At 60.1% G+C, this 18,599-nt stretch carries 21 protein-coding genes and 2 pseudogenes; 15 read left to right on the plus strand and 8 right to left on the minus strand.

Features of this window, described 5'->3' with window-relative positions; translation table 11 throughout:
• A partial coding sequence (locus A6V37_RS34555; protein ID WP_064270945.1) for an acetate uptake transporter occupies positions 1–554 on the minus strand: 554 nt, incomplete at its 3' end.
• A 1,230-nt stretch (positions 555–1,784) separates the two neighbouring features.
• On the opposite strand from A6V37_RS34555, the gene A6V37_RS34565 reads away from it, so the two are divergent.
• The 4 genes from A6V37_RS34565 to A6V37_RS41100 all read left to right on the plus strand — a co-directional run bounded on the left by A6V37_RS34565 (position 1,785) and on the right by A6V37_RS41100 (position 4,552).
• The gene (locus tag A6V37_RS34565; RefSeq protein ID WP_064270949.1) at positions 1,785–3,113 is read left to right on the plus strand and encodes a class I SAM-dependent methyltransferase; all 1,329 of its coding nucleotides are present in this window, start codon (positions 1,785–1,787) and stop codon (positions 3,111–3,113) included.
• A gap of 512 nt (positions 3,114–3,625) precedes the next feature.
• Positions 3,626–3,811, plus strand: coding sequence for a hypothetical protein (locus A6V37_RS34570; RefSeq protein ID WP_064270951.1), 186 nt, complete (start codon positions 3,626–3,628; stop codon positions 3,809–3,811).
• 70 nt (positions 3,812–3,881) lie between these two features.
• Positions 3,882–4,331 (plus strand): universal stress protein, encoded by a 450-nt coding sequence (locus tag A6V37_RS34575; protein ID WP_242665922.1) that lies wholly within the window; start codon positions 3,882–3,884, stop codon positions 4,329–4,331.
• A 59-nt stretch (positions 4,332–4,390) separates the two neighbouring features.
• On the plus strand, positions 4,391–4,552 hold the full coding sequence (locus A6V37_RS41100; RefSeq protein WP_157447928.1) for a hypothetical protein: 162 nt from the start codon (positions 4,391–4,393) through the stop codon (positions 4,550–4,552).
• Positions 4,553–5,125: 573 nt separating this feature from the next.
• Here A6V37_RS41100 and A6V37_RS34585 read toward each other — a convergent pair.
• Positions 5,126–5,443 carry a DUF1840 domain-containing protein gene (locus A6V37_RS34585; protein ID WP_064270954.1) on the minus strand — a complete coding sequence of 106 codons (318 nt, stop codon included), beginning with the start codon at positions 5,441–5,443 and terminating at the stop codon, positions 5,126–5,128.
• A 680-nt stretch (positions 5,444–6,123) separates the two neighbouring features.
• Between A6V37_RS34585 and A6V37_RS34590 the strand changes: the two genes are divergently transcribed.
• From A6V37_RS34590 to A6V37_RS34605, 4 genes are all read left to right on the plus strand, one after another.
• Positions 6,124–6,669, plus strand: coding sequence for a DUF4142 domain-containing protein (locus A6V37_RS34590; protein ID WP_064270956.1), 546 nt, complete (start codon positions 6,124–6,126; stop codon positions 6,667–6,669).
• Between the two features lie 79 nt (positions 6,670–6,748).
• Positions 6,749–7,039 (plus strand): cupredoxin domain-containing protein, encoded by a 291-nt coding sequence (locus A6V37_RS34595; RefSeq protein WP_278185298.1) that lies wholly within the window; start codon positions 6,749–6,751, stop codon positions 7,037–7,039.
• A 39-nt stretch (positions 7,040–7,078) separates the two neighbouring features.
• Positions 7,079–7,795 carry an RNA polymerase sigma factor gene (locus A6V37_RS34600; RefSeq protein WP_064270960.1) on the plus strand — a complete coding sequence of 239 codons (717 nt, stop codon included), beginning with the start codon at positions 7,079–7,081 and terminating at the stop codon, positions 7,793–7,795.
• A 136-nt stretch (positions 7,796–7,931) separates the two neighbouring features.
• Positions 7,932–8,186 (plus strand): hypothetical protein, encoded by a 255-nt coding sequence (locus tag A6V37_RS34605; RefSeq protein ID WP_131799936.1) that lies wholly within the window; start codon positions 7,932–7,934, stop codon positions 8,184–8,186.
• A 51-nt stretch (positions 8,187–8,237) separates the two neighbouring features.
• Here the strand turns inward: A6V37_RS34605 and A6V37_RS34610 are convergent, their stop codons facing one another.
• Positions 8,238–9,350 (minus strand): NAD(P)H-dependent flavin oxidoreductase, encoded by a 1,113-nt coding sequence (locus tag A6V37_RS34610; RefSeq protein ID WP_244174071.1) that lies wholly within the window; start codon positions 9,348–9,350, stop codon positions 8,238–8,240.
• 148 nt (positions 9,351–9,498) lie between these two features.
• Between A6V37_RS34610 and A6V37_RS34615 the strand changes: the two genes are divergently transcribed.
• Together A6V37_RS34615 and cysM are read left to right on the plus strand one after the other, a co-directional pair.
• Positions 9,499–9,981 carry a universal stress protein gene (locus tag A6V37_RS34615; RefSeq protein ID WP_064270964.1) on the plus strand — a complete coding sequence of 161 codons (483 nt, stop codon included), beginning with the start codon at positions 9,499–9,501 and terminating at the stop codon, positions 9,979–9,981.
• Positions 9,982–10,052: 71 nt separating this feature from the next.
• Positions 10,053–10,955 (plus strand): cysteine synthase CysM, encoded by a 903-nt coding sequence (cysM, locus tag A6V37_RS34620; protein WP_064270966.1) that lies wholly within the window; start codon positions 10,053–10,055, stop codon positions 10,953–10,955.
• Between the two features lie 215 nt (positions 10,956–11,170).
• Here cysM and A6V37_RS40260 read toward each other — a convergent pair whose 3' ends face one another.
• On the minus strand, positions 11,171–11,557 hold the full coding sequence (locus tag A6V37_RS40260) for a hypothetical protein (protein WP_165614479.1): 387 nt from the start codon (positions 11,555–11,557) through the stop codon (positions 11,171–11,173).
• A gap of 424 nt (positions 11,558–11,981) precedes the next feature.
• A complete protein-coding gene (locus A6V37_RS34630; protein WP_064270978.1) occupies positions 11,982–12,254 on the minus strand; it encodes a DUF1488 family protein in 273 nt (90 codons plus the stop codon).
• Between the two features lie 763 nt (positions 12,255–13,017).
• Between A6V37_RS34630 and A6V37_RS34635 the strand changes: the two genes are divergently transcribed.
• From A6V37_RS34635 to A6V37_RS34645, 3 genes are all read left to right on the plus strand, one after another.
• Complete coding sequence (locus A6V37_RS34635; protein WP_064270980.1) at positions 13,018–13,224, plus strand: hypothetical protein; 207 nt, start codon at positions 13,018–13,020, stop codon at positions 13,222–13,224.
• A 289-nt stretch (positions 13,225–13,513) separates the two neighbouring features.
• The gene (locus A6V37_RS39690) at positions 13,514–13,696 is read left to right on the plus strand and encodes a DUF2934 domain-containing protein (protein ID WP_075643604.1); all 183 of its coding nucleotides are present in this window, start codon (positions 13,514–13,516) and stop codon (positions 13,694–13,696) included.
• Positions 13,697–13,885: 189 nt separating this feature from the next.
• Positions 13,886–15,409 carry a sensor domain-containing diguanylate cyclase gene (locus A6V37_RS34645; protein ID WP_100249444.1) on the plus strand — a complete coding sequence of 508 codons (1,524 nt, stop codon included), beginning with the start codon at positions 13,886–13,888 and terminating at the stop codon, positions 15,407–15,409.
• 212 nt (positions 15,410–15,621) lie between these two features.
• Here the strand turns inward: A6V37_RS34645 and A6V37_RS41940 are convergent, their stop codons facing one another.
• Positions 15,622–16,086 (minus strand): helix-turn-helix domain-containing protein, encoded by a 465-nt coding sequence (locus tag A6V37_RS41940; protein WP_064270972.1) that lies wholly within the window; start codon positions 16,084–16,086, stop codon positions 15,622–15,624.
• Here A6V37_RS41940 and A6V37_RS39700 point away from each other — a divergent pair.
• Together A6V37_RS39700 and A6V37_RS34655 are read left to right on the plus strand one after the other, a co-directional pair.
• Positions 16,054–16,143: pseudogene (locus A6V37_RS39700) on the plus strand (IS6 family transposase); the annotation flags it as partial. The gene A6V37_RS41940 and the pseudogene A6V37_RS39700 sit on opposite strands and share 33 nt — an antisense overlap.
• A gap of 11 nt (positions 16,144–16,154) precedes the next feature.
• Positions 16,155–16,310 (plus strand): annotated as a pseudogene (locus A6V37_RS34655) (LysR family transcriptional regulator); the annotation flags it as partial.
• A gap of 33 nt (positions 16,311–16,343) precedes the next feature.
• On the opposite strand, the gene A6V37_RS34660 reads toward A6V37_RS34655, so the two are convergent.
• Both A6V37_RS34660 and A6V37_RS34665 read right to left on the minus strand, forming a co-directional pair.
• Complete coding sequence (locus A6V37_RS34660) at positions 16,344–16,598, minus strand: hypothetical protein (protein WP_064270974.1); 255 nt, start codon at positions 16,596–16,598, stop codon at positions 16,344–16,346.
• Positions 16,599–16,614: 16 nt separating this feature from the next.
• On the minus strand, positions 16,615–18,599 hold a 1,985-nt coding region (locus A6V37_RS34665), incomplete at its 5' end, for a nitrate reductase (protein WP_064270975.1).

Consider the following 18,599-nt stretch of genomic DNA (forward strand, 5'->3'; position numbering starts at 1 on the left):
GCGTAGGGGTGGGTGGGCAGCACAGTACGCCCGAAGCTTTCATTGATCACCATCGCCGCCGACGCGTAGAACGCCAGCACGGCTGTAATCAGGCCCGTATATCCGCCCAGATGCGTGGCGAGAGCGGAACCTGTCCACGCTCCGATCGCCAGAAGCAGATAGGTGATCCAGAGGGCAAGGAACACGAGCTGCACGGATGTACTGGTGTGCATTGAGCCGATCCACATATAAAACGTAAACACGCCCCACACCAGCAGATACCAACCAACAAACGCTTCAGGCACCTTCGTGCCAAGGAACGCTACAAACAGGGCAAAGGACCACCAGAACGCGCCATAACTGAGGAATGCCACCGTCCCGAGCGTATTGCCACGCGGAAATTCGAGCACGCCCGCGATCATCTGCGCCGTACCGCCGAAAGCGAACGCCAGTGCCAGTACCAGCCCCAATGCGTCGGAATTGAACCAGCCTGCGTTGACCATGCTGAGCATCCACGTGGTGAATGCAAACCCAGCGAGTCCGAGGGGCGCCGGGTTGGAAAGTTTGCCACCCATAATTTGCCTCCGTGGTCATGATCCCACGCCTTATTATACTTTATATATCACGTTGTGATATACATCCTGGTACTCACTCATGCGTGAGTCGAAGGCCGGCTTTAGTGGCTCGCGGCTGCACTGCTGGCCAGGTTGAGAGACATGAGGCGAGAACTCGCCGCGCAGACAGATTTGTATGAGGAGATCGACGGATCTCCTTATGGAAATCCAGCGATTCCTGACGCAAACCAGGCCCGCAGGGCTCGAGGCGAACGGATAGTTTGAAAGCTGATGACGCTTGCAAAGGGGTCGCGGGAGCTGTGGTGAAAATTACGGGCACGAGCGAAAAACGACCTGTTCACCATTGCATCATCGTCCTGAAAGGACTGCCTTCCAGATGGTAGGCGCAAAGGTATCTTTGAGGCGCAACCGTGCGAGGCCGGCTATATGATTGTCAAAACCGAGGCAACAGTAGCATGCTGAACCGGACGGGAAAACCGTCTGGCAAAGGCCCGGCGTCGAGGCCATGTGTGCTGCCGTCTGGCGAAAGTGAGTCATGAACTGCAATGCCATCGTGCGAACTGCGAACCATACATGCCGGGAAATCGATCATCGGCGCCCTTCTAAATCTTTCTCATCCTGTTCCTGTGTCCTCCCGGAGCATCAGCGAAATGCTCTCGCCGACCTGTTTGCGCACGGTACCGGCAGGACTGCGCCCTGACAACGACGGCGGCAGCAGGTTCAATGCGACGATCTGCAGGTGGTCGGTCCGGAGCGTGATTTTCGGGAATAAGAAGAGACAACCCCACCCCGATGATAGAGAAAATGAACAATACGCCGAAAAGGAGCAACAGATAAAAATCAGCGACCATATTGCCCTCCCGTCATGACGATGACCGGAACGGACTTCGCGATCAGCGCCCCCTGCGCTGAACGACGACGTCATCGTTTCGCATCCATTTTCCGAAGATATGCGCCGTTCCGATGCTTCGCGTTCGAAGCCGATACTGGAATTATATATCATATTGTGATATATACGAAAGAGGCGGTTGCAATACAAAACACGTCAACCAGGGCAGGCATGAATGATGCCTGCGGCCACAGCGTCGCAGCATCACCACCTGTGCTCGTTCCGCCTTTCTGGATCGGTGCGATCAGGAGGCAGTCGAAGATGGAAGAATGGTCTGACCTGGACGACAGATCATTGCCACGCCCAAGGCGCTGCGACATTGCCAGCAGGAGACAGCAGTCATGACTCTATCCAGCCTTTTTCGGCAACCTGCCGAACAACAGATCGCCAGCCTGCCGCTGCCCTGCTCGGTTTGGCTTCCTGATGGCCGGCGGATCGGAGCAGCGCAGCCGCGGCTGTCGTTTGTCATCCGCGATATGCGTGCGCTCCTTCACCTGACGCAGGGCGCAATCGGGCGGCTGGCGGAAGACTACGTCGAAGGCCGGCTGGAAATCGACGGCGACATGCATGATCTGATGGCAACGGCTCCGGCACTCCTCCGCCAGGACCCGACACAGGAAGCGCGCGGGTGGCTGAAGCGCAGGATCAATCGCACCAATCGCGCCATCTGGGCACGCACTCACCATAGCCGGGCGAGAGATGCCGCCCAGATCCAGCACCACTACGATATTTCCGATGAGTTCTATGCCCTCTGGCTCGACCCGATGCGCGTCTACTCATGCGCGTATTTTTCAGAGCCCGGCATGTCGCTCGCCCAGGCCCAGCAAGCCAAGCTCGATCACATCTGCAGGAAACTGATGATGCGCTCCGGCGAGCGCTTTCTTGACGTGGGTGCCGGTTGGGGCGCGCTGCTGCTATGGGCCGCAGAACACTACGGCGTTACCGCCACCGGCATCACCCTGTCGAAGAATCAGCATGCCTATGTCAACCGGCTTATCGAGCAGAAGGGACTGCACGGGCGCGTCACCATGCTGCTACAGGACTACCGTGACATCGACGAGTCCACGCCCTTCGACAAAATCGCCTCGGTCGGCATGTGCGAACACGTAGGCCGTCCGAATCTACCTCTGTACTTTGCGAAGATGCGCCGTCTGCTCAGGCCCGGCGGCCTCATGATGAATCACAGCATTACCGCTGGCGGCACTGATAACCCCCAACTCGATGGCGGCATGGGTGACTTCATCGACAGATATATCTTTCCCGGTGGCCAGCTGGTGCACGTCGGCGTGATGATGGATGCCATGACCCGCGGCAACCTGGAACCAGTAGACGCCGAGTGCCTCCGCCCACACTACGTCCGGACGCTATGGCATTGGGCCGATGCGCTGGAGGCACATCTCGACAAGGCACGTCGGATGCTCGGCAGGGATTCGGAGAGGATCATCCGCGCGTACCGCCTCTATCTCGCGGGGTCGGCCATGGGATTTGAGCAGGGCTGGACCTCGCTGTTCCAGATTCTGGCGTCTCGCCCGGGTGGCAAACTCGAACTGCCTGGGCACGTTGCCGGTCCCCTGGGCGAAACTCACGTTTGCTATCCGTTCAATCGTGCATACATGTATGCGCAGAGCTCGACGGCCAAACCGGCAAACAGCGAACGAGCGAAGAGTTGACTTCACTTGCTGCACGTGACGATTCCTGCTGCCATGCACAGCGCGATCGCGTTAGCCTGCGACGCGCGCTTGGCGTCGATATATGCGAGATCGTGAATTATACGATTTGCCAACGTTTGCCCGCGTGCACGGCGTGGTTTTTCCGTTCGTCCTGAACTCCGGGATGCGATTGAAAAGGCGATCGCACCTTGCCGGGAACAGGTACCTGCGCACCCTCCTCCGTCAGCGACCCGCCATACGCTGCAACGCTGCTGGAAAACATGCAACCAGGCCACTGTCCGCCCGGGATGATCGACGGCGACCTTGAGAACCTCGCAACCCGCGGATCAGATGATCATATGTGTCACATTGTGATGTATTATTGAATCAAAGGTCCGCGTCTGAATCCGAAGTGCATTGGGAGTGCAACTGACGCCGGAAACCTGAACCCGCGAAATCGGGCACGGTCTACCGGCAAAAGCTTCATTCAGGGGTTCTGATGACGCAGTCTCACCTGGCGTAAAGGAGGCGTAATGGTCATCAACAACGACTTTGAAATCGGCTACCTGCTGATTGCATTTGCGCTGCTCGGTACGATCCTGCTTGGCGAGCTGCTCGGCAAGCTGCGGTGGCAACGCTGGCACCCCAAGCTGGTGGGTGCAGCAGTAGGTGCGTTACTGGGTTTCGCGCTGATCGAGGCCGTGCCGATGTTCACCTGAACAATTTCGCGGTGAATCGAACCGATGATTCGAATGGATGACGCCGCGAGAGTTGGCAAAGGAATCCACCATGATGTCCCCGTTCAACAGAATCCTTCTCTGCTACGACGCCACGCCGGAAGGACAGCTCGCGCTGCGCTTCGGTGCGGCCCTTGCGCAGCAGTTGCAAGCCGAAACCCATCTGCTTTCGATTTTCGACTACACATACCTGTCAAGCGGGTTCGACGTTCTGTCGTCGATGAAATTCGAAGTCGACGAGCAGGCGGCACAAGAGACCCTACGCGAGGGGATTGACTGCCTGCGAGCATGGGGCGTAACTGCAACGGGACATTATTCGGTCGGAAACGCGATTGACCAGATTTCGCGGCTCGCGGAATCATTGAAGGTCGACCTGATTGTCATCGGACATCACCCACACGGTTTTTTTGCTCGCTGGTGGAGCGGCGAGAACCACGCATTGCTGCTCGACCGCGTATCTTGCGGTGTCCTGTTCAAAGTGGACGCCAGACAGTCCGCGTGAGTTCGAATTGGGGCGACCAGGACCACTCTGTTGAATGATCAACCATGACGGAGACGAATATGATAGTGGATCTTCTGGTACAGATTGCTGTTGCAGCCGCAGTGCTGGCGATGGTGGTGCTTTTCGTCGTCACCCAGGATTCCGGGCGCAATCGTCGTAAACGGGTTCTCCAGCATGCAAGCGGCAGGCACTGGTGGAACCGCACGCGTCACGAACCTTGATGTCGCCGGTGATATAGGTCGGGCAGTTTTCCGAAGCCTTGGTCACAGATGCGGCAAGCGTCGGCGGCCAGGCGATACTTCATCCGGTCATTCGGATTGTTCGTTCCTTAACCGACCGTCTACAGTGCCGGCCAGAGAAAGATCACATGCTGGTCGCCGCCGGTCGGGTTACGACGCGTGTCTCCCGTGCGCCATCGCCTGCTTTCCGGGCAGCCGCCATTCGGCCACTTCACCAACATGAAGGGTCCGCTCGAAAGCATATCGAGCGTCGTACGACCGTACGCACCGACAACCGTCATCGGAATATCAGTGAAATAGGACGTAGCCGTTCCACTAGCCCGCGTAGCACCCAAGGTCCCGAGCGGCGCGCAGCCGTTGCGGTCTACACACGATCCCGAACCAACACCATGTGATTGGCCGCCAGAATACGCACCTGCCCACGCCGGCGCGCAGATGCCGCACGCGGCGAGCGTTGCTACGAACAGGCGCGTTGCAATCCATTGTTTCATCCCGGCTTCCTTCAGCAGGCGGTATGGTACGCAACGGGCATCGACTCGTGCCGCAACAGGGCGTCTACAGGCCCCAGATGATGTCGGCATTCTGCTTGCTGGCCTCGCGCATCATGTCGAGAAACGGCCAGGCACGCTGCGAAAGCCCACTGCCGGATTCCTGACGGCGTTCGCGGGAATACTGCAGCGATTCGAGAGCGATCTCCGCCTTTTCATCGTCCGAAATCGCCGCTTCCAGACGGCTGATTGCACGAGGCAGATCGTCGTGGAGGATGACTCCACGCGTATCGAGTCGCTTGCCCACGAGTCCCAGCAGATACTGGGCGAGATCTCTGAGCATCACAACATCTGGCGTAGCGGGCGATTGGAATGTGATCAGCATGATGGCTCCCTGCTTTGATCTGTATTGCGCCATCGCACCGGAAAACCGTTCAGGCTTCCCCCGAGGACTCATGCAACGCGATCCGGAGGGATCGGTGATCATCATCCTTTGATGGCGCGGGGCCTTCACGACGACGGACTTTGCGCATCGGAACGAGGCACGGTATCCCCATGGGAGCATGCAATCCAGACAAATCATCCTTGTAATTTTATCCGGACTTCTCCTGTTCAAAAATCCGTCACGTGAAGGCCTGCTTTCATGTTATATCACAACATGACATATTAAGACAGAAAATGCCCTTGATCGGTCCATTCTGCCGCAGCGGCGAAACCAGTCTGACCCCGCGGCCAGTCTTGCTCCCTTAAGGCGCAACGATCCGAAACGCATTTTTATATCACAATGAAATATAGTCATGACGACGCGCTCTTTCTTTCCTCTCCCGCCTTTCCCGCTGATTCAGCACCCATTCCCTGGACAATATCGTCCCCACGTTGCGAAACCATGCCGCGTTCCTAATGGCCGTTCCGCCACCGTGTCAAGGAAACGCGCATCGCAGGCCGAACCTGGAAACGGGAACGCGGTTCGCACACGTGACATCCAATACCGTATTCAGGATCGAATCGGCCGCGGATCGCGTGCGGACCGAGCCGGACTTGCCATCGTCATTCAGGAGACGCGACATGAAGATAATCAGCGCAGCACTGGTCGGCATACTCACCAGTGCACTCACGTTGACCAGCCTCCCGTGCTGGGCACAGAGCGCCGGGCCCACCGATCCTCAGATCGCGGCCATCGTCGTGACAGCCAATCAGGTGGATATCGACGCAGGCAAGCTCGCGGAATCCAAATCAAAGTCGAAGGATGTCAAAGCATTCGCGCAACGCATGGTTACCGATCACAGCGGCGTCAACAGGGCCGCTACCGACCTTGTGCACAAGCTCGGTGTGACGCCGGAAGACAACCCGACTAGCCAGAGTCTCAAACAGGGCGGCGATGCGAACCTCGCCAATCTGAAAACACTCAAGGGCGCGGAGTTCGACCGGGCATATATCGACCACGAGGTGACGTATCACGAGAGCGTTCTCGACGCGCTGGACAAGACATTGATCCCGAGTGCGCAGAATGCCGAACTGAAGGCGCTTCTGGTCAAGGTGCGGCCGGCGTTTGTCGCACATCTCGAGCACGCGAAGCATCTGCAGGCGGAACTGGGCAAGAGCGGTGGGTGACCGGACACTTTGCGCTGCCGGACAGCGCCGGGGCACGCTACATGCCCGCGGCCTTGTCCTTGCCAGCGCTTTCGTTGCGATCATGGCGATGTCGCTGGTCGCCGTGTCCGAGGCCGCAGCCAAAACGTACGTGATCGTCATCGAGCAGATGCGCTTCAACCCGCCGGTGCTCACGGTGCACCGCGGCGATCGTGTGATGTGGGTGAACAAGGATCTGTTTCCCCACACGGCGACTTCAACGCCGACAGCGTTCGATTCACACGAAATTCGGCCAGACGCATCGTGGAGTTACGTGACGCGCCAGATCGGTAGTTACCCGTATCTGTGCACGCTCCACCCCACGATGCGTGGCACACTTATCGTGCAGTGAGGAACGAGCAATGAGTGAGGGCGACCTGGCGAGGCAGTCATGACGGACATCGCTGAAACACATTCGACGTTTGCCGCGGACGACGAGCGCGAGGCAGTCCGCCGCATCGTCGCGGGAGATCGATTGGCGTTCGAATGGCTGATGCGCCGGCACAATCGGCGCTTGTATCGTCTGGCGCGCGCCACGTTGCGTGATGGGACGGAAGCAGAAGACGCACTGCAGGCGGCGTATCTGTCAGCCTATAGATCGATCGGGCGGTTTCGTGGCGATGCGACGCTGCTTACCTGGCTGTCCCGCCTGGTACTCAACGAATGCTATGGACGCCTGCGCCGGGAAGCACGCCGTCAGAACGTGATTCCGATGGTGGACCTGAACACTCATGTCGATATCGATGCCATGACCGTGCAAGACCCCGATTCCCCAGACAAGGCGTTAGCACGCGCCGAGCTGCGAGCCGTGCTCGAGCGCAAGCTGGATGAACTGCCGGAAGTCTTTCGCGTGATATTCGTGCTGCGTTCGGTCGAGGAATTGAGCGTCGAGGAGACGGCACAATGTCTCGACATCCCGGAAGCGACCGTGCGCAGCCGGCATTTCCGCGCAAGGAGTCTGCTGCGCGAATCATTGGCGCACGAGATCGATCTCGCCGAGCGCGACGTATTCGAATTCGGCGGCGCTCACTGCGATCGGGTGGTCGCCAACGTCCTGGCGCGGGTAACCGGCGAAGATGACCAGGGTAGTGGCGCACCGGCGATATGAATCGCCCCTTCTCGTCTGCGCCTTTCGCTGTGTCTGGGCGATAGCGGGCATTCTCGCGGTGGCGGCAAGCTCGGGCGCGCAGGGGCAAGCGCGGGCGATCAGGATCATATCGGGCACCTATGGCACGAACTGCGAAATGCCGCGAGCCGACACGACCCGCAACGTCGCGCGTCAGTGCGACGGACGGCAGACCTGCCCGTACATCCTGCACAAGGCGCTCACGGGCGTGCCATCCCAGGGCTGCTACAAGCACACCAGGGACTTCAAGGACTTTCGCGTCGAATGGCAGTGCACCGATACCGAATTCCACATCGCCACACTTAGCGGTGACGCGGGGCCGGGCAGTCGACTTGTGCTGAGTTGCGTCGAAGAAACCGGCCCGGGCAAATAGACTTCGCCTTGAATGACATCGACCATTTCCAACGCCGGACTGGCGGCGCTATCAGCCAATCGTCTTCGATTGCGATGATCCATGCTTACATAGTGGCGCGATTCGCGATGAGGCATCAATGGCCTCATTCAACAGCCGCTCGATGACCTCGGCGGCACTGGAGACCTGATCGACGAGCGCTGCCGATTCGCCAGCAAAGAGCGCCATCTGCTCAAGATCTCCCACCGTGCTGCGTAGTGGCGAATCGGTGCTGAACCGGTAGATCGGCCGCCCGTCGTCGTAGGCGATCACATCGCGCGGCAGCCTGTCCGGATGATGTCCGAACAGGTGGCTCCCGGCTTTCCCGGTCACGCTGTTTGCCAGGACGCGCACGGGAGAGTCAGGTGGCCAGTTGATCGCGAACAGATCGGTATAGACCGTGTCCCCAGCCTGGGCGGCGAGAATACGTTGCTTGTGATAGTCATGTGCGAAAGACTCATGCGTTGCGAGAAAAAGCGTACCGCAGTGAATGCCTGCCGCACCGAGCGCGAGCGCCGCTACGAGGCCTGCGCCTGTCGCGAACCCGCCCGACGCGACAACTGGAATGCGCACACGCCTGACGATCTCGGGGAGTAACGTCAGGATCCCTGTACGCCCCCGCACATGGCCACCTGCTTCGATACCCTGCGCAATCACGACATCGGCTCCCGCCTGTTCCGCGGCGAGCGCACCCTCAAGGGAGCCGACCTGATAGAGCACCAGCACCCCGGCGTCTTTCGCTCGCGCGACCACGTCGGGCACGACGTCCCAGAAGAAACATATCGCTGGAACACGGGCGGCCAGACACACATCGAGTTCTGCCGCGAGGAGGGTTGGGTCCGTGGCCGACGGGATCAGATTGACGCCGAACGGCTGATCCGTGGCGGCCCGCACCGCAGCAATCTCGCGGGAGATCAACTCGGGCGGTTCGCGCACCATACCCAGCAGGCCAAATCCTCCGGCATGGGAAACGGCCGCTGCAAGCTCGGCACGCGCCGGACCGCCCATTCCGGCCGAGATGATGGGATACCGGCAGCCCAGTAGCCGGGTCAGTGGCGTAGCAAACGACGCCGTATCGATAGCCATTGGATACCTCTTCGATTGGGGATGGAACCGCCATTCAGGTTGTCGGCGTAAAACGGACATACATCACAAAGTGATATATTATCATTTCGATGCAACGCGGCTTCTCTTGCTGCTTGCCACGCTCGTAGGCGGCGATCATTCGAACTGTCGCGCATCCACCGTCCGGCTGCTGGATAGCGGGGCTTCCTGAATCGGAGCGAATAAGGACATGTCTGCATTCCGGTGCATCCTGTTGTGCTATGACGCAACCCGTGAAGGCCGGCGGGCTTTGCGCCATGGCGCCTCGTTAGCGGAGCGGACCAGGGCGGAAACGCACCTGCTCGCCGTCCTGAATAGCCCGGCATGGTCGCAGGGGGTCGACATCGCCTCTGCCGTTCCGCTCGACGCGCTGGATCAATCCGCGAGGGAGATCCTCCGCGATGGAATCGAGAAACTCGCGGCTCGCCGCGTCGTCGCAACACCCCATTTCGCGGTTGGCGACCCACTGGACCATATCCCGTTTTTTGCCCGTGAGTTGAAAGCCGATCTGATTGTCGTGGGGCATCGTCGAACCGGCCCCATCCGGCGATGGTGGAGCGGCAAGAACGACAGGTTGCTGCTGGACAGGGTTTCCTGCGCGGTACTGGTCGCTATGGACCCGGAAGACGCGGATGCACGCGAGCCGCTAGAGACAGTCACCGCGCGTGCATAAAACATCAGCAGAAGCGCTTCGCCAAACGATCCGGCAGCCGTGGATTTCACACTACGCCAATACCTTGAAACATGACCTACAAAACCATTGAAGCCGCCATTGGCCACACCTCGCTCATCGAACTCGTTCGCCTTCCAGATGAAACGATCCGGGCACGCAACAACGTCATCCTCGGCAAGCTGGAGGGTAACAACCCCGCGGGTTCGGTCAAGGATCGAGCGGCACTGTCGATGATCAGAGGGGCCGAGCAGCGCGGACGTATACAGCCCGGCGACGTGCTGATCGAAGCGACCAGTGGCAACACCGGCATCGCACTCGCCATGGTGGCGGCGCTGCGCGGCTACCGGATGGTGCTGCTCATGCCGGAGGATGTCTCCGAGGAACGGTATCGCAGCATGGCGGCGTATGGCGCCGAAATAATCCTGACGCCGGCCAAGGGCGGTATGGAGTGCGCGCGAGACATCGCGGCGCAGATGGAACGGGAAGGCCAGGGCATCGTTCTCGATCAGTTCTCCAATCCCGACAATCCACTCGCGCATTACAAAGGTACCGGTCCCGAGATCTGGGGTGAAACGCAGGGACGCGTCACGCATTTCGTCTCGGCCATGGGGACGACCGGCACCATCATGGGCGTAAGCCGGTTTCTGAGGGAGCAGAATCCCGCCGTTCAGATCGTTGGGGTGCAACCTGAAGACGGCTCGCGGATTCCGGGCATACGCAAATGGTCCGACGGATATCTCCCGGCATTCTTCGAACCCACGCGGATCGATCGGACCGAGTCGGTGAGTCAGGCGGCAGCTGAGGCGGCAGCGCGTCGTCTTGCTGCGATCGAGGGGATTTTTTGCGGGATTTCGGCGGGTGGCGCATGCGCTGTGGCGATGCGCATCGCCAGGGACGTTGAGAACGCAACGATCGTGTTCGTTATTTGCGATCGGGGCGACCGGTACCTGTCGACCGGTGCGTTTCCAGCGTGAAAGACATCGCCAGTGCCGATCTGGCGGGTCTCGCAAGCTGTGGCGTCTGGTGCAGGAACGAAACAACAGCATGAGAAATCACTTCAGCGCGTGAATGCAGCCGGCAATGCCGAATGTCACGTCGCATGCACGCGGGCCAGCTCTTGAGATCGCGTCGAGCCATAAGCCGACGCCCGGAATAATCGTCGACGGCACGACGTGCGCGACAGCCAGAATCAGGCATTCACAGGAATTGGGGAACTGGTGGTGCCCGCCAGAAACGTTCTGAGCTTGTGCTCTGCCGCGAGCACTTCGTGCAGCGGCGCACTGGCGAGCTGCGAATCATGGAGGGCCAGGAGCGCTTCGAAGTCAGCGATCGTCTCGGCCGGTAGCCGCCATTCACCACACTCTTTCGCGCGTGACAGGGTCGCCTCAACGGCGTATTCGGCAACCTTGAATTGCCCGGCCGGACAGGTGCCGTATCCTGCTCGCTGCAGGAACCAGCTCAGATACACCGCTCGCATGAGCTCATTGATGAGGTGTCCGTTTCCGTGACCGCTCCGGCACGCGACCAGCGCAAGATGATGGGCGAGAGACTGTTCGTTTGCCGATGCCCGGTCCATCGGCAACAGAAGCGTCTTGGTCAGCGGCTTATGGACTCGGCTGCCGCGGGATTTGGTTCGCCTGGGAGACACGGATTCGAAGTTGCAGGGAGCGTTTTGAGAACGGGAGAATTATAGCTGCACTACACGAGGCATTTGTGGCCGGCATTTGCAAGAAAACGCTCAGCAGTGGCCGCGGTGACTTTCGTGCAGAACGGGGAGGACGTGGTGTACAGCCGGGGGCCATGCCTGCAGTGGCTTTTTCCTCTTCGCCCCCCGGCAAGCAGCGTGCCCTGCGCGGACGCGTCAATCGGATCCACAAAGTCGCGCGGAACTCGCCAGTGACCGTGCGCGACTCGCTCGGCGCTCCGGCCATCTGATTCTCAGGCGGCATGAATCGCAATGCGGCGCCAGATTACCGACCCGCAGCGTGCGTTCGCCACGTTTAGCGCCTTCCGGGGAAGTCGCCAATGGTCAGCTGGATCGTCCGGTCAGGTCGCGCCCGCATCCTTCTTTCCGCAACTGCGACGATGCGTTGGCGACCATCTGCGAACGTCTTCAGCATACGCGCGCTATCGGCGCTAGCGGGGAGCCAAAAACACTCTTCGAGCGTCTCACGGGTGATCGCGCATTCCACTTCGCGCTGGTGGTCGGATAGCCAGAATACGATCGCGCGTCCGTCTGGAGACACCTCGGCAGCGAGATCAGCAACGTTCATGGCAAACCTCATCAGATTCGTGCGCGACGGCATCCGTTAGTGCCTCGCTGATTTTCTAATTTACCAGAATCGAACGAAGGAGAACCAGAGTCGTCATCAGCGAAGTGCCTTGCGACCGACATCCGCAGGATGTGTAGGCGGCCCACTTTCCTGCCGAGCGGTTTTGATGCTTTTCAAGGTTGACGTGTTTGATGCAGACGGTTAGTTGCATTAATAAAGCTGCTTCGATACTGCCCGCGTACAACATCAGCCAGGTCACCAAAGCAGAGACATGCATCCACACCGGATCAGCATCCGCCCTCCTCCTGCAGTGTTATTGCCAGCCGTCCTTTTCGTGGGTCGCCGGATTGCCTCTTGCGCTCCGGGTCCGGACCCGACAAGGTCCGCGCACCTGGGTTCGCCCTCCCATATACCCTGACGGCAGCAGGTTCGACCTGCATCTACGATGCTGACCGGCCGTGGCTTCGAGGCTTTGTCTGCTACCCGATGGCAACATTGGAAACGTGATTTCCTTGCGCCCTCAAGGCTGCTTAGAATTACGCCATGCTTGCGCAGCCGTGCGCCGCAAGCATGGCGCGGAAAAGTATTTCCCCAATATTGATCTTTCACGCATCTCAATATTAAGATGGGCACCTTGGCGCGCGACACGTACTCCACGCAACGTGGGCACCCCGCGGCCGCCATCCCCGAATTGATCCTGCTCGTGAAACGGGCACAACGGATCAGGTTGCCAGCGAAACGCAGGTGTAGCCAGGAGACGGAGATGCTCAGTCCACATGAATTCGCCACTCTCATGCTGCTGAACGACGCGCCGGACCCTATGAGCCTGGATCGTGCGGATCTGGAAACGCTCCTTGAACGACAGCTTGTCACGCTGGAGCAACTCACCTCCGGTCTGCAACGCCCTCGCGTTACCGATGACGGCCAGCTTTTTCTCAAAGCTGCCGCTCGCATGCCTGATGACAAATGACGCTGACTGGGTGATCCAGTTGTTCGGTCAAGGAGTCTTCCGTGAGCGACTCGTGGGAAGGAATTGTCGTCGGGATTTTTGGGCTGACTGTCGCCGCGCTGCTGGTTGCCAGTCACTACCGTCGTGAATTGATCCGGCGGAGGATGCTTAGGCAGATGGACCACAGCCAATGCTGGGACGTGATGCGTGATCGTCGATGAAAAGCATTTTTCCAAAAAATGCAGATGGTTGCCGCTTGGGGTGCTCAGGCACCTCACGCTGGGACTCCGTATGAGAGGGGGATGACTGCATGCACGATCTGACTTTTGCCGAAAAAGTCCGCGAGCGCGCCTATCAGCTCTGGCAACAGGACGGCAGCCTGGAAGGATGTGCTGACGAATATTGGCAAATCGCCCGAACGCTCGTCGAGAGGGAATTCGGGCTTCCAGTACCTCCCGTTACTGCGGATCCTGACGCCATAGCGCCCGGCTAAAAACTGCAGCAGGCCCATCGGCATACCGTTTTCCCATATGCACCAGAATTGATGTAGGCTGCTGCCTCAGCACGGGCCAGGCGCGCGCGGCGAGACCTGCAAGCGGCAGGGAAGCGTCATCGCCCACAATGCACCTCCTTCAACGCTGACCAGAGGCATGGCCAGCCAGAGTCACCTCGTCCGATAAAGATGATAAAAACTGGAAACGGTCTGGTCGCGGATTTCATCGGGCTCATCCAGCGAAAGCTCGCTGCATCTTCGCTCCTCGTCGCCGGATCCGGTGCCGTCATCGCCATCGTCATGGTCGGTCTCTGCGGCATGGTTCTTTACGAGAGCCGGCAGGACGCACTGAATCATACCCGCGAGTCCCTGCGCGACATCGCGCTCATCGCTGAACGCGACATTGAACGCAATTTCGAACTCTATGAGCTGTCGTTGCAAGCTGTGGTGGACGGACTCAAGGACCCCGAGATTATGTCCTTGCCGCCCAGACTACGCCGTGAGGTGCTGTTCGATCGCGCGGCTAGCGCCAGATATCTGGGTTCAGTCCTCGTTCTCAATGCGAGAGGCGATATCATTCTGGATTCCGGAAGCGATATGCCACGCAAGGGTAACTTCGCTGACCGTAAGTATTTCTCGGTACAACGCGACAATCCGGCTGTCGGCGTGTATGTCAGCGACCCTTATGCATCGCGCCTGCGAGACGGCACGCCGAGCATCGCGCTGACCCGGCGCATCTCCAATCCTGACGGGTCGTTTGCCGGCATCGTGCTGCTGTCAGTGAACCTTGAGTATTTTCACACCCTCTTCGCGGGACTTTCACTCGGTCCGCATGGTTCGCTGTCGCTGATCGGCAAGGATGGCGTAATGCTCATGCGCCAACCCTACGACCCGCGCATCGTCGGGCGCGACATCAGGAACGCCAGCACGTTCCGGCACTTCATAGCCGAGCAGGAAGGGAGTTTCCGTGATACGGCGTCGATCGACGGCATTCGTCGTCTCTACTGGTTCAGGAACTTTCCCAACACCCCGTTGATCATCATGGCGGCCGCCGCCGAACAGGACATCTACGCGGCGTGGCGTCAACGGGCACTTACGATCGGTTCGCTGATGGTCCTATTTGGCACAACATTCATAGGCCTCGCGGCCCTGCTCGGAGTCCAGTTGCGCCGGCGGATGCGCGCTGAGTCAGAGTTGCAACTCCTCGCGCGAATCGACGGACTTACGGGGCTGAACAACCGTCGCAGTCTCGGCGAGATTCTGGATGCGGAATGGCGCCGCGCGAAGCGCACGCGTAGCGTTGTATCACTGCTATTCGTGGATATTGACCGGTTCAAGGCCTATAACGATACCTACGGCCATCAGGCTGGAGACGATGCGCTCGCGGCGGTCGCGCGTTGCATCACAGACAGCATCCGGCGGCCGGCGGATACCGCGGCACGTTACGGTGGTGAAGAATTCATCGTCGTCCTTCCGGATACACCTGCCACGGGCGCATCGGAAATCGCGGAAAAGATTCGCCGCGCCATCTGCAGTTGCGGCATTGAACACGCAGGCAGTGAGCACGGATGTGTGACGGCCAGTATCGGCGCAGTAAGCTGCACACCACAGAGCGACGATGAAGTGACGGCGGTAATCAAGGCAGCCGACGAAGCGCTTTACAATGCGAAAGCGACCGGCCGGAATCGGGTTTCGTTGTCCCGGATTTCATAGGGTAGTCAACCAACCGCGCACTCCCGCAAGCTGTCCCGGATCCGCAAACCTCGTTACATCGACTACCTCGTGGATCGGGATACCGTGATCGAGGCCGAACTGACACCATGCTTTCGTGCCGATGGCTCAGCTCATCCTGTCCAACAGGACACCGTTTGCGAAACGCCTCTACGGCGATCATCTGAAGGCGGCTCGCCGTACACAAAATGCGACTACGCGGGCTGGCCGTCGATGAATCCGGCACTGGCGTTTAACGTGACGCCAACGACAACTACGCAACCAATGTGGAGTTGATCCGCCGTGATACCGAGCGCGGCCGCAATCTTTTCCCGCGAAGACTCGCGCAGTCGCCTTTTTCCGTTCCATATACGAGTAGGCTGACTGATGCTCATGCGCGCCGCGATTTCGGCCTGCTTCAGTCCAAGGTGCTCACGCGATGCTCTGGTCGGAGTGGCGCCGTCGGCGATTGCGCTCACGATTTCATCCGGAATCAGTCGACGTTTGGCGCCACCCCCGGCGACGTGTTCGTCAAGGCGATCCCGGCCATGACGAGCAAGGCCGCGCCATGTGTAGTCCTGTCTGGTACAGACCTGGCCGTCTGCAGGCACTGTCACGTTGCCGAGATGGTCGAGCAAGATCGCGTGATGAATAAAGAAAGATCGCTTTACCACGGTCATCGCTTTCCAGCGGCAGTCATCAGCTGCGCGGTGCGCTGGTATTTCAGGTTTCAGCTTTGGGTCGCGAACAATTTAACGTGACAGCGCCCCTGAGCCTGCTCGGTCACGCGCAGGGCTTGCCCGAAATCGCCGCGCTGGAGGTCGTGCTGGCGAGGAGCGCCAAGTCGAATCAGCCACCGCGCGACTTTCTCGCCGAAAAGATCATGTCGGAGTTGCGACGTTAGCCGCATAGCGCAACATGCCGATGCCGCTCGCCATCACTGCAGGTGCGAACGTGGCGTGCGAGGATGCGCCAGCCCCACGGCTGCGCCCGGCTGGCGGGAGCGGCACCGCGCGCGGTCATGCCGCCCTCGTTCGCTCGGATGTGAGGCGCGAAGATTCGCCGTATGCCGCAGGTGTCCTTCTCCTACATCGTCTGAACCTGCCGGCACGGCCTTGCCGTCGTCACCACGAGCGAACAAGGTATCGCCGGGTTTGACCACGGCCAGCATGGTTTTGAGTTGCTTCATCATGAAACGTCAATCTCCTTCAAACTGTGCTCAGCCGTTCCAGTTCTGTATCGACCAGCAGCTTCTTCAACTCCGGCACGCATGACCCGCAGTTGCCGCCTGCCTTCAGGCACGCGGTGATTTCCGCGGCGGTCTTTAGCCCTTGCTCGCGGATCGCCGTGCAGATCGTATTGCGTCCCACACCGAAACACGAGCAGACCGTGGGCCCGGTATCGACACCCTTGCCAATCGGCTGTCCAACCAGCAGGCCGGCACGATCCTCCTCGTCGAGCCTGTCCTTCGCGAACAGGCCCGCAAGCCACGTACGCGACGGCAACGGCGACTCGGGGCGCGCCGAGACGAAGATGCAACTCTCGATTCGCTCGTCGACCAGATGCACCGCGCGATAAACGCCCGCCGTTCTGTCCTCGTACTCGAGCCAGTCGGCATGCGGATCGTCGATACCGAACAGCGCCTGCGCCCAGTTGCCGTGATCGGCCAGCGGCTTGCGCCCCGCGAGTTCGTAGCGCACGAACTGCGCGCCGTGAACACGCGTCCAGTAGGTCATGCCGTCCAGCTCCGGAGCGTGGCGGCTCAACGAGAAACCGTGCCACGCGACGTCGAACCTGTCGACGCGCACCGGCGTGTGCTTGAATTCGGGCTCTCCGGAAACCGGATCGACCTCGGGATTCACCACTGCGCCGATGCGCGCGTCGGACGCCACCTGATCGTTCCAGTGAATCGGCACGAACGCATTGCCACGCGACATGCCTCCGCCATGCTGGACCCGCGCGACCATAGTGCCCCAACGGCTCGACACGCGCGCGAGTTCACCTTCCCGCACGCCGCACAACAGCGCGTCCTGCGGATGCAAATCGACGAATGCTTCCGTCACGTGGCCGGCGAGCTTCTCCGACTTGCCGGTGCGGGTCATCGTGTGCCATTGGTCGCGCACCCGGCCGGTATTCAGCGTGAGCGGATACTCGTCGTCCGGCGCGTGGACCGGTGCGCGCGGTGGCGTCGCGACGAATCGCGCCTTGCCGTTCGCGTGGGCATAGCGGCGATCGCCGAAGAGACGCGCGGTACCGCGCTGCTCCGCGCCATTGCCCGCCAGCACCGGCCACTGAATTGGCTGCAGCGCATCGTAGCGCTCGCGGCCGAGGCCGACGAGTCCGCCCAGATTGAACACGCGCGGCACGTGATCCTTGATGTGATCGTTGCCCGTGTCGTTACCGTCGTTACGATAGGCACTCAGCCGCGCATGCTCGTCGAAGATCTCATGCGGGGCCGAAAAATCGAAACCGGCATACCCCATGCGCTGCGCAACCTCGCAGATGATCCGCCAGTCCGCGCGTGCTTCGCCCGGTGCCGGCAGGAACGCGCGCTGGCGCGAGATCCTGCGTTCCGAATTGGTAACGGTGCCGTCTTTCTCTCCCCAGCCGAGCGCGGGCAACAGGACGTGGGCAAACGCATTGGTGTCCGTGTTTTCAACAATGTCCGAGCTGACGACGAGTTCGCAGCGCGTAAGCGCGCGCTTCGCCTGGTCGCCGTCGGGCAGGCTCACGACCGGGTTCGTGCCCATGATCCAGACGGCTTTGATCCGGCCTGCTTCGATCGCCTCGAACAGCTCGACCGCCTTGAGTCCCGGCCGTTCGGCGATGGCGGGCGAGACCCAGAAAGTCCGCACGAGTTCGCGATGGCGCGGATTGTCGAGCTCCAGATGGGCTGCCAGCATGTTCGCAAGGCCGCCCACTTCGCGCCCGCCCATCGCGTTCGGTTGGCCGGTAAACGAGAACGGCCCCATGCCCGGCTTGCCGATGCGCCCCGTCAGCAGATGGCAATTGATGATGCTGTTGACCTTGTCGGTGCCGGAGGTCGACTGGTTCACGCCCTGGGAATACACCGTCACGACCCGCTCGGTGCGTGCGAACAGCCGATAGAATTCGAGCAGATCGTGCGGGTCGACCTTGCACGCCTTCGCGCACTGCGCGAGGTCGAAGCCGCTCGCCGCGCCGGTTGACGCGG

The organism is Paraburkholderia ginsengiterrae, from assembly GCF_001645125.1.
In the GTDB taxonomy this organism is placed as follows: Bacteria; Pseudomonadota; Gammaproteobacteria; order Burkholderiales; family Burkholderiaceae; genus Paraburkholderia; species Paraburkholderia ginsengiterrae.

Excerpts from the sequence above, each read along its gene's own strand:
- A6V37_RS34565 (WP_064270949.1), top strand. The coding sequence starts at position 1,785 with ATGACTCTATCCAGCCTTTTTCGGCAACCTGCCGAACAACAGATCGCC.
- A6V37_RS34570 (WP_064270951.1), top strand. The coding sequence starts at position 3,626 with ATGGTCATCAACAACGACTTTGAAATCGGCTACCTGCTGATTGCATTT.
- A6V37_RS34575 (WP_242665922.1), top strand. The coding sequence starts at position 3,882 with ATGATGTCCCCGTTCAACAGAATCCTTCTCTGCTACGACGCCACGCCG.
- A6V37_RS41100 (WP_157447928.1), top strand. The coding sequence starts at position 4,391 with ATGATAGTGGATCTTCTGGTACAGATTGCTGTTGCAGCCGCAGTGCTG.
- A6V37_RS34585 (WP_064270954.1), bottom strand. The coding sequence starts at position 5,443 with ATGCTGATCACATTCCAATCGCCCGCTACGCCAGATGTTGTGATGCTC.
- A6V37_RS34590 (WP_064270956.1), top strand. The coding sequence starts at position 6,124 with ATGAAGATAATCAGCGCAGCACTGGTCGGCATACTCACCAGTGCACTC.
- A6V37_RS34600 (WP_064270960.1), top strand. The coding sequence starts at position 7,079 with ATGACGGACATCGCTGAAACACATTCGACGTTTGCCGCGGACGACGAG.
- A6V37_RS34605 (WP_131799936.1), top strand. The coding sequence starts at position 7,932 with ATGCCGCGAGCCGACACGACCCGCAACGTCGCGCGTCAGTGCGACGGA.
- A6V37_RS34610 (WP_244174071.1), bottom strand. The coding sequence starts at position 9,350 with ATGTCCGTTTTACGCCGACAACCTGAATGGCGGTTCCATCCCCAATCG.
- A6V37_RS34615 (WP_064270964.1), top strand. The coding sequence starts at position 9,499 with ATGTCTGCATTCCGGTGCATCCTGTTGTGCTATGACGCAACCCGTGAA.
- cysM (WP_064270966.1), top strand. The coding sequence starts at position 10,053 with ATGACCTACAAAACCATTGAAGCCGCCATTGGCCACACCTCGCTCATC.
- A6V37_RS40260 (WP_165614479.1), bottom strand. The coding sequence starts at position 11,557 with ATGGACCGGGCATCGGCAAACGAACAGTCTCTCGCCCATCATCTTGCG.
- A6V37_RS34630 (WP_064270978.1), bottom strand. The coding sequence starts at position 12,254 with ATGAACGTTGCTGATCTCGCTGCCGAGGTGTCTCCAGACGGACGCGCG.
- A6V37_RS34635 (WP_064270980.1), top strand. The coding sequence starts at position 13,018 with ATGCTCAGTCCACATGAATTCGCCACTCTCATGCTGCTGAACGACGCG.
- A6V37_RS39690 (WP_075643604.1), top strand. The coding sequence starts at position 13,514 with ATGCACGATCTGACTTTTGCCGAAAAAGTCCGCGAGCGCGCCTATCAG.
- A6V37_RS34645 (WP_100249444.1), top strand. The coding sequence starts at position 13,886 with ATGATAAAAACTGGAAACGGTCTGGTCGCGGATTTCATCGGGCTCATC.
- A6V37_RS41940 (WP_064270972.1), bottom strand. The coding sequence starts at position 16,086 with ATGACCGTGGTAAAGCGATCTTTCTTTATTCATCACGCGATCTTGCTC.
- A6V37_RS34660 (WP_064270974.1), bottom strand. The coding sequence starts at position 16,598 with ATGATGAAGCAACTCAAAACCATGCTGGCCGTGGTCAAACCCGGCGAT.